At 58.4% G+C, this 6511-nt stretch carries 9 protein-coding genes and 5 tRNA genes; 5 read left to right on the top strand and 9 right to left on the bottom strand.

Annotation, left to right across the window (positions count from 1 at the left end; translation table 11 throughout):
- Positions 1-335: 335 nt before the first annotated feature.
- A complete protein-coding gene (locus tag PMM47T1_RS25600) occupies positions 336-920 on the bottom strand; it encodes a hypothetical protein (RefSeq protein ID WP_043301527.1) in 585 nt (194 codons plus the stop codon).
- Positions 921-1268: 348 nt separating this feature from the next.
- Positions 1269-1345 (bottom strand) — tRNA-Arg (locus PMM47T1_RS25595).
- 47 nt (positions 1346-1392) lie between these two features.
- Here PMM47T1_RS25595 and PMM47T1_RS30010 point away from each other — a divergent pair.
- From PMM47T1_RS30010 to PMM47T1_RS25585, 3 genes are read left to right on the top strand one after another with little or no spacing between them, the layout of a single operon-like run.
- Positions 1393-1659: a hypothetical protein gene (locus PMM47T1_RS30010; RefSeq protein WP_157213088.1), complete on the top strand. Its 267-nt coding sequence runs from the start codon at positions 1393-1395 to the stop codon at positions 1657-1659.
- A gap of 41 nt (positions 1660-1700) precedes the next feature.
- On the top strand, positions 1701-1940 hold the full coding sequence (locus PMM47T1_RS25590; protein ID WP_008374531.1) for a hypothetical protein: 240 nt from the start codon (positions 1701-1703) through the stop codon (positions 1938-1940).
- A gap of 10 nt (positions 1941-1950) precedes the next feature.
- Entirely contained in the window at positions 1951-2136 is a 186-nt protein-coding gene (locus tag PMM47T1_RS25585) for a PA3371 family protein (RefSeq protein ID WP_008374528.1), read from the top strand.
- Here PMM47T1_RS25585 and phnN read toward each other — a convergent pair.
- The gene (gene phnN / locus PMM47T1_RS25580) at positions 2111-2701 is read right to left on the bottom strand and encodes a phosphonate metabolism protein/1,5-bisphosphokinase (PRPP-forming) PhnN (RefSeq protein ID WP_008374526.1); all 591 of its coding nucleotides are present in this window, start codon (positions 2699-2701) and stop codon (positions 2111-2113) included. The genes PMM47T1_RS25585 and phnN overlap by 26 nt on opposite strands.
- A gap of 378 nt (positions 2702-3079) precedes the next feature.
- On the opposite strand from phnN, the gene PMM47T1_RS25575 reads away from it, so the two are divergent.
- Complete coding sequence (locus PMM47T1_RS25575; RefSeq protein WP_008374525.1) at positions 3080-3406, top strand: Arc family DNA-binding protein; 327 nt, start codon at positions 3080-3082, stop codon at positions 3404-3406.
- A gap of 64 nt (positions 3407-3470) precedes the next feature.
- Here PMM47T1_RS25575 and mgtE read toward each other — a convergent pair whose 3' ends face one another.
- Complete coding sequence (gene mgtE / locus PMM47T1_RS25570; RefSeq protein ID WP_008374522.1) at positions 3471-4919, bottom strand: magnesium transporter; 1449 nt, start codon at positions 4917-4919, stop codon at positions 3471-3473.
- 318 nt (positions 4920-5237) lie between these two features.
- Between mgtE and PMM47T1_RS25565 the strand changes: the two genes are divergently transcribed.
- Positions 5238-5498 carry a DUF4124 domain-containing protein gene (locus tag PMM47T1_RS25565; RefSeq protein WP_008374520.1) on the top strand — a complete coding sequence of 87 codons (261 nt, stop codon included), beginning with the start codon at positions 5238-5240 and terminating at the stop codon, positions 5496-5498.
- Positions 5499-5653: 155 nt separating this feature from the next.
- On the opposite strand, the gene PMM47T1_RS25560 is transcribed toward PMM47T1_RS25565, so the two are convergent.
- The 5 genes from PMM47T1_RS25560 to csrA form a co-directional block, all read right to left on the bottom strand.
- A tRNA-Arg gene (locus PMM47T1_RS25560) sits at positions 5654-5730 on the bottom strand.
- Positions 5731-5806: 76 nt separating this feature from the next.
- Positions 5807-5883 (bottom strand) — tRNA-Arg (locus PMM47T1_RS25555).
- Positions 5884-5961: 78 nt separating this feature from the next.
- Positions 5962-6038, bottom strand: a tRNA-Arg gene (locus PMM47T1_RS25550).
- Positions 6039-6143: 105 nt separating this feature from the next.
- Positions 6144-6234 (bottom strand) — tRNA-Ser (locus tag PMM47T1_RS25545).
- A 71-nt stretch (positions 6235-6305) separates the two neighbouring features.
- Positions 6306-6494 (bottom strand): carbon storage regulator CsrA, encoded by a 189-nt coding sequence (gene csrA, locus PMM47T1_RS25540; protein WP_008374519.1) that lies wholly within the window; start codon positions 6492-6494, stop codon positions 6306-6308.
- Positions 6495-6511 lie beyond the last annotated feature (17 nt).

Raw genomic sequence — 6511 nt, 5'->3', positions numbered from 1 at the left:
GCTTTCGATCTGCTTCACCGAAGCGCTTCCTCGCTGGCTACTTCGGTTAACTCTTTGAAACTCAAGGAGTTTTCCGTTTGGTCTGCGCCGGAAGTGGGGCGAATTATAGAGAGATCTGAGGGGGCGTCAAGCTTTGATTTCAACAAATTGCCATAAAGATCAAAAGCATCCCAAAGGGGACCCTATAAAGGCCACCAGGTGCATGCCTGGGGATCTTCAAACCTCACAACAGCGAGCGCCGCCCGCGCGGCGCTTCGCCGCCTGACGCAATCCCACAACACGCACCCACCGGCCCGCCCTTCTCTCACACCTCTATATATAAGCAGCGCAGCCCCTCACCCCTTATGCTCAGTCGTCACCTTGAGGGTATCGGTGTACGTCACCAACACCGTCTGCCCGACCTTAAGGTCCTTCAACCGCGCACGAATTTCCGGGCGCTCCACGTTGATTACCTTGTCACGCCCCACGGGACCTTCGAACACCACCTGGTTTTTCGCCAGGTCCACGCGAATGATCTTCAACCGAACCTGCACCTGCCTGAACGCCGCGCCACCCGGATTCGGGTTGGCTGCGGTAGCACGCACCACCCCACCCTGACTCGTGGCACCCGGCTCGCCACCCACGCTGGTGTCCAGCACTTCGGCCACGGAGTGAGTCACCAACATATGCACCTGATCCCCTGGCTTCAGATGCCCCAGGTCCTTGGCCTGGTCACTCAACTGGATAGGTACTGGCTGCCCATCCTTTCCCTGCAGCACCACCTGGTGATGCGCCGCATCCACCGATACCACCTTGGCCACCGCTTCGTCAGCTTCTACGTGGGTACCCAGAGGAATGTCGGCAGCCTGCGCCCACATTGAAACAGCAGAGGCCAAAGCCGCCATGGCAAAGGTCGCGGGCAACCTGAAAGCAGATTTCATGAGACGCTCCTTGTGTTGTTCTAGTGGATCGGCACTCCACCGCGCACAGCAACCGCGCCAGACGCGGGCCGACGCCAGAGAGCATAGACAACGTCACTGACCGCGCACGTCGGTAGTACAAGGCGAACGATGGCCTGGCATAGGGTAGGGGTACATTTGTACTCCTTGCGCAGTTTGCCAGCCACAACCCGCGGCGTGGTACTCCAGGCGCACTGCAAACCTCCAAGCCACGCAGAGGCCAGCGCAGCCCGGCAGCAGCGGCCAAAGGTATGCGTGGAAAGGTTTTGGGCGAATCAGCTTGACCCGAAACCAACAGCTTCGAGTTTGTGCACGGCGTTATATAGGAAGTGGTGTCCCAGGCGGGGTTCGAACCTGCAACCTTCCCCTTAGGAGGGGGATGCTCTATCCAATTGAGCTACTGAGACATTTTGCTGAGCGCTGCCAGGAACCGGCAGCACGATGGACGGCGAGCATGTTAACCAGCCGCCCGGGATTTGTCATGTCATCCGTTGGCTTTTTGCCTGTAGGTAATGTCGATGAAAAGGGAACTTTTCGCGATCATGCCGCAAGCGCTCTGGCCCGGCAGCTGCGCACCGTCGTGCATTTTGCAAGCCTACCAAAATGCCATCTTGCAGATTGCAATCTGCCAGCGACGTTAAAACCCTGTAAACTACTGAAAATGCTGGGTTTTATCCGAGTATCAGAGTTGGCACGGGGCCTGCTGTATTCACTTCCATAAAAAGTGGCCAGGCAGCCCTTCACTCTGCGGAGACAAGCCCCATGAACACCACCCTCTATGCTTTGAATGCTTTGGCCGTCGTTGCGCTGGTTGCGTTCCATTTTCAGACCGAAAAACAACCCGATCCGGCGCTGGTGCATGTTCAGGCCGAACAGTTCATGGCCCGGCCAGCCGCGCAGCTGGCGGACATGAAGCCGCACAGAGGGATGCCGGTGCTCACCTCGCAGCAACAGCAGGGCGAGGCGACGCCGGTGATCCATACTGAACGCTATACCTTTTGAGGAGCAGCACATGTCGAAAGCCGCATGGGCCTTTTTTCTGATAGCCCTTTTCAGCTTCCTGGCCGCCGTCACCATGCCGCCCGACGCCGGTCAGGCCAGCGCATTGTTCGGCATTGGCAGCGGCGTGTCGGCGACCCTGTTGCTGCTAGCGCTGTTTCGCGGCCGCAAGATCAAGTTCGATCCGTCACTGCGTTGATGCCGTGACGTGCCAGCAGCGCCATCAGGCGCTGCACTGCTGACGCAAGGTCGGCGGAATTGTCCAGCGCCTCGATGCGCACGCTCCCCTCTTCCCACTGGCCTGGGTCTGCTTGCAGGCGGTCGTTGCGCGCCAGGCGCTCCTCGATCTGCGCCAGACTTTCACGACCCCGCGCCAGCAAGCGTTGGCGCAACGTGGCCGAGTCAACCGTGATCAATATCGGCACCAGGCTCGGAAAAACCTCCATTGCCTGGGGCAACCAGGCCCGCGAGCCATTGACCAGCACGTGATGGCCGGCCGCCAGGCGCAGGTTGATGTCACGACCGATACCATATTCCAATCCATTGGCTTGCCAGTTCATGGCAAACTCGCCCGCCTCGCGCATTTGCGCAAAGGTATCCGGACTGACGCCAATGGCATGTTCACCCACTGCCTCGGTAGACCGGGTGATAATCCTGCGCGCCACGTGCACATTCACGCGCTGCAAGGCAACGCGCGCCGCGTCAATCACACTGTCCTTGCCGGCCCCGGAAGGCCCCATGAGGTAAATCAAACGTCCCGACATCTCATCGCTCTATAGGCTGGCATGCTGGCAACCTGCCAAAATGCCACTATGCTGAATCATAGGGTAGCTCGCGCGTCATTGTGCACAGGTTGCACCCGACGAGCCAGAGCACCTCTTGAGAGGCGATGACGAGACCGAGCAGTCGAGGCACAGATGAGGATTTTCCAACCAGTGCTCATTTCTGATAATTGGTGCTGGCAAAAAGCCCTTATTCAGTTCAATATTTGTCACAGAATTGGCGCCAATGAAATGGCGACTATGAGGCATCATAGAAGCCTCTTTCACAATTCAGGTTGAACTTTTGCTGTATCGACTGTCGTAAACACATCGTGCGGCTAATTTCGAGAACCGCTCCCCCTGAACTAAACGGTCAAATATATGCGCCCATTGAAACAGGCTATTTACTCCAGCCGTACGGCTGACAAATTCGTCGTACGCCTTCCCGACGGAATGCGTGAGCGCATCGCAGAGGTAGCTCGTAATCATCACCGCAGCATGAACTCGGAAATCATCGCCCGCCTGGAGCAAAGCCTGATTCAGGAAGGTGCGCTGGGCGAAGAACTGAGCATGCGCCTGGACAGCCCGGAGCTGTCGCTGCACGAGCGCGAACTGCTGCAACGCTTCCGCCAACTGTCGCACCGCCAGCAGAACGCCCTGGTGTCGCTGATCGATCATAATGCCGAGGCCACTGCCGACGCGTCGTGAGGCATTGCAAGCGCCCATGAAAAAAGCCAGCGAAAGCTGGCTTTTTTGTGGGCGCGGGTTCGACCTACATCAGGAACAGGGTCGCCAGGCCCAGGAAGATGAAGAAGCCGCCGCTGTCGGTCATGGCGGTGATCATCACGCTGGAGCCCATGGCCGGGTCGCGGCCGAACCTGGCCAGGGTCATGGGGATTATGACGCCCATGAAGGCCGCCAGCAGCAGGTTGAGGGTCATGGCCGCGGTCATCACCACGCCCAGTGACCAGCTGCCATAGAGCAGGTAGGCCACCACGCCGATCACCCCGCCCCAGACGATGCCGTTGATCAACGACACTGCCAGTTCCTTGCGCAGCAGGCGCGTGGTGTTGCTGTTGCCCGGGCTCACCTGGTCCAGCGCCATGGCGCGCACGATCATGGTGATGGTCTGGTTGCCGGAGTTGCCGCCGATGCCGGCAACGATGGGCATCAGCGCGGCCAGGGCCACCAGGCGCTCGATGGAGCCTTCGAACAGGCCGATCACCCGCGAGGCGACGAAGGCGGTGATCAGGTTGATGGCCAGCCATGACCAGCGGTTGCGCAGCGAACGCCACACGGAGGCGAAGATGTCTTCCTCTTCGCGCAGGCCGGCCATGTTCAGCACTTCGGTCTCGCTTTCTTCACGAATCAGGTCGACCATCTCATCGATGGTCAGACGGCCGATCAGGCGTGCGTTCTTGTCGACCACGGGGGCCGAGATCAAGTCATAGCGCTCGAACGCTTGAGCGGCGTCGTAGGCGTCTTCGTCGGGATGGAACGACACAGGGTCGTTGGCCATGACGTCGGCCACCTGCTTGTCCGGATCGTTGACCAGCAGGCGCTTGATGGGCAACACACCCTTGAGCACGCCGTCATGGTCGACCACGAACAGCTTGTCGGTATGGCCCGGCAATTCCTTGAGGCGGCGCAGGTAGCGCAGCACCACTTCCAGGCTGACGTCTTCGCGGATGGTGACCATCTCGAAGTCCATCAGCGCACCCACCTGCTCCTCGTCGTAGCTCAGGGCCGAACGCACACGTTCGCGCTGCTGGGCATCGAGGCTTTCCATCAGCTCGTGCACCACATCGCGGGGCAGCTCGGGGGCCAGGTCGGCGAGTTCGTCAGCGTCCATTTCCTTGGCGGCCGCGAGCAACTCGTGATCGTCCATGTCGGCGATCAGGGTTTCACGAACGGAGTCGGACACTTCCAGAAGGATGTCGCCATCACGCTCGACCTTGACCAACTGCCAGACCGTCAGGCGGTCTTCCAGGGGCAAGGCTTCAAGGATGTAGGCGACGTCAGCGGAGTGCAGGTCGTCAAGCTTGCGTTGCAACTCCACCAGGTTTTGCCGATGAACCAGGTTTTCGACCCGATTGGCATGCTGGCCTTCCTGACGATGAGTCAGGTCTTCGACCACGCGCTGGCGTTGCAGCAACTCGACCACCTGGGCCAGGCGATCCTGCAGGCTGTCCTGCGGCTTTCTTACTTCTACTTCAGTCATAGGCGAACTCCACCCCCAGCAGCGGAGCACGCCGGAGGTTCAATCGGTCGATTCTTGATAGGTGTTGCGAGCTATTGAGTAACTACTGGGTAAGTCCATGAAAATAGTCCAAAGCCCCGGCGGGGCTGACGGGCGCAATGATACACCGCCTGCAGGCTTTTAATGCGAAAAAATCTGGGAAGAACAAATGCTTGCGTACGAAATCCACGGTCGCTTCGAACACTGCCGAATAGGACGACGCATGCTGCAACGAAAGCACAGCAGGCCTTGGGGAAAACGCCGCTAGGCTTTGGACAGTACAACCGAGGAGGATGTTCGATGCCGCGCGTGCGCCCGCTGCTTGCCCTGCTGATGCTGTGCCCTGCCCTGAGCGCCCTGGCGCAGACCGTGTCGCGCTGCGAGGACGAGCACGGGCACCTGACGTTCACCACCCAGCAGTGTCCGCCTGAGACGCTGCAAAGCCTGCACAGGGCCTACCACCCCTTCTTGAGCCGCGAGAGCGAACGCACGGCAACCCGGGAGCGGGACGAGCGCAAGCGGCTCGACGCAGAGCTAAAGCGCATGAGCGAAGACTTGTAGCAGCAACTGTCTTTGTGGGAGCTGGCTTGCCAGCGAGCTTTTAGTCAGCTCAGGTGCGGTGTGCCTGGGGGTATCGGAACTGGGAACGGGGACGCAAATGAAACCCGCAGAAAGCAAAAAGCCCGCCTTCAGAAGAAGGCGGGCTTTCACTTGTATGGTGCACTCGACAGGATTCGAACCTGTGACCGCTCGGTTCGTAGCCGAGTACTCTATCCAGCTGAGCTACGAGTGCAGGGTTGGCGCTTGGTAGACCAGATCACCTCTGGTTGAAGCAGAAGACCGTTTCACAAGAAACAATTTTCGTAAAATGGTGCACTCGACAGGATTCGAACCTGTGACCGCTCGGTTCGTAGCCGAGTACTCTATCCAGCTGAGCTACGAGTGCACAATGGTACTTGATGGACCAGATCACCTCTGGTTTGTTGCAAGCTGCTTCTTCCGTTACCGAAACAAGCCTCTTAAATGGTGCACTCGACAGGATTCGAACCTGTGACCGCTCGGTTCGTAGCCGAGTACTCTATCCAGCTGAGCTACGAGTGCATATGTTGCCGCGCATCATAGTTCGTCAAAACTTTTTGTAAAGCACTTTTTCAGTAAATTCAACAACTTACCTAAAAGCCAGTTTTCAACGCCCTAAAGAAATAATGGCGGAGAACGGGGGATTCGAACCCCCGACACCCTTTTGAGGTGTACTCCCTTAGCAGGGGAGCGCCTTCGGCCACTCGGCCAGCTCTCCGCAACACGGGGCGTATATTATCGACAGCCCCTTTTTGACGCAAGCACTTTTTTCAAAAAAAGCTAAATTAATTAAGCACTTGGTTCCTCGCCCTGCTCCTGCTTGATCCGCAGGTAGATTTCCTCGCGGTGTACAGCCACCTCTTTGGGGGCGTTGACGCCGATACGCACCTGATTGCCTTTCACGCCGAGCACGGTCACGGTGATCTCGCCATCACCAATCACCAGGCTTTCCGCGCACCGACGAGTCAGAATCAACATTACCTCTCTCCTCACCC

Source organism: Pseudomonas sp. M47T1, assembly GCF_000263855.1.
In the GTDB taxonomy this organism is placed as follows: Bacteria; Pseudomonadota; Gammaproteobacteria; order Pseudomonadales; family Pseudomonadaceae; genus Aquipseudomonas.
Note: the sequence above shows the minus strand (reverse complement) of the source record. Positions and strands in the feature narration are given on the sequence as shown.

Excerpts from the sequence above, each read along its gene's own strand:
- phnN (WP_008374526.1), bottom strand. The coding sequence starts at position 2,701 with ATGTCGGGACGTTTGATTTACCTCATGGGGCCTTCCGGGGCCGGCAAG.
- PMM47T1_RS30010 (WP_157213088.1), top strand. The coding sequence starts at position 1,393 with ATGTTAACCAGCCGCCCGGGATTTGTCATGTCATCCGTTGGCTTTTTG.
- mgtE (WP_008374522.1), bottom strand. The coding sequence starts at position 4,919 with ATGACTGAAGTAGAAGTAAGAAAGCCGCAGGACAGCCTGCAGGATCGC.
- PMM47T1_RS25575 (WP_008374525.1), top strand. The coding sequence starts at position 3,080 with ATGCGCCCATTGAAACAGGCTATTTACTCCAGCCGTACGGCTGACAAA.
- PMM47T1_RS25585 (WP_008374528.1), top strand. The coding sequence starts at position 1,951 with ATGTCGAAAGCCGCATGGGCCTTTTTTCTGATAGCCCTTTTCAGCTTC.
- PMM47T1_RS25590 (WP_008374531.1), top strand. The coding sequence starts at position 1,701 with ATGAACACCACCCTCTATGCTTTGAATGCTTTGGCCGTCGTTGCGCTG.
- PMM47T1_RS25565 (WP_008374520.1), top strand. The coding sequence starts at position 5,238 with ATGCCGCGCGTGCGCCCGCTGCTTGCCCTGCTGATGCTGTGCCCTGCC.
- PMM47T1_RS25600 (WP_043301527.1), bottom strand. The coding sequence starts at position 920 with ATGAAATCTGCTTTCAGGTTGCCCGCGACCTTTGCCATGGCGGCTTTG.
- csrA (WP_008374519.1), bottom strand. The coding sequence starts at position 6,494 with ATGTTGATTCTGACTCGTCGGTGCGCGGAAAGCCTGGTGATTGGTGAT.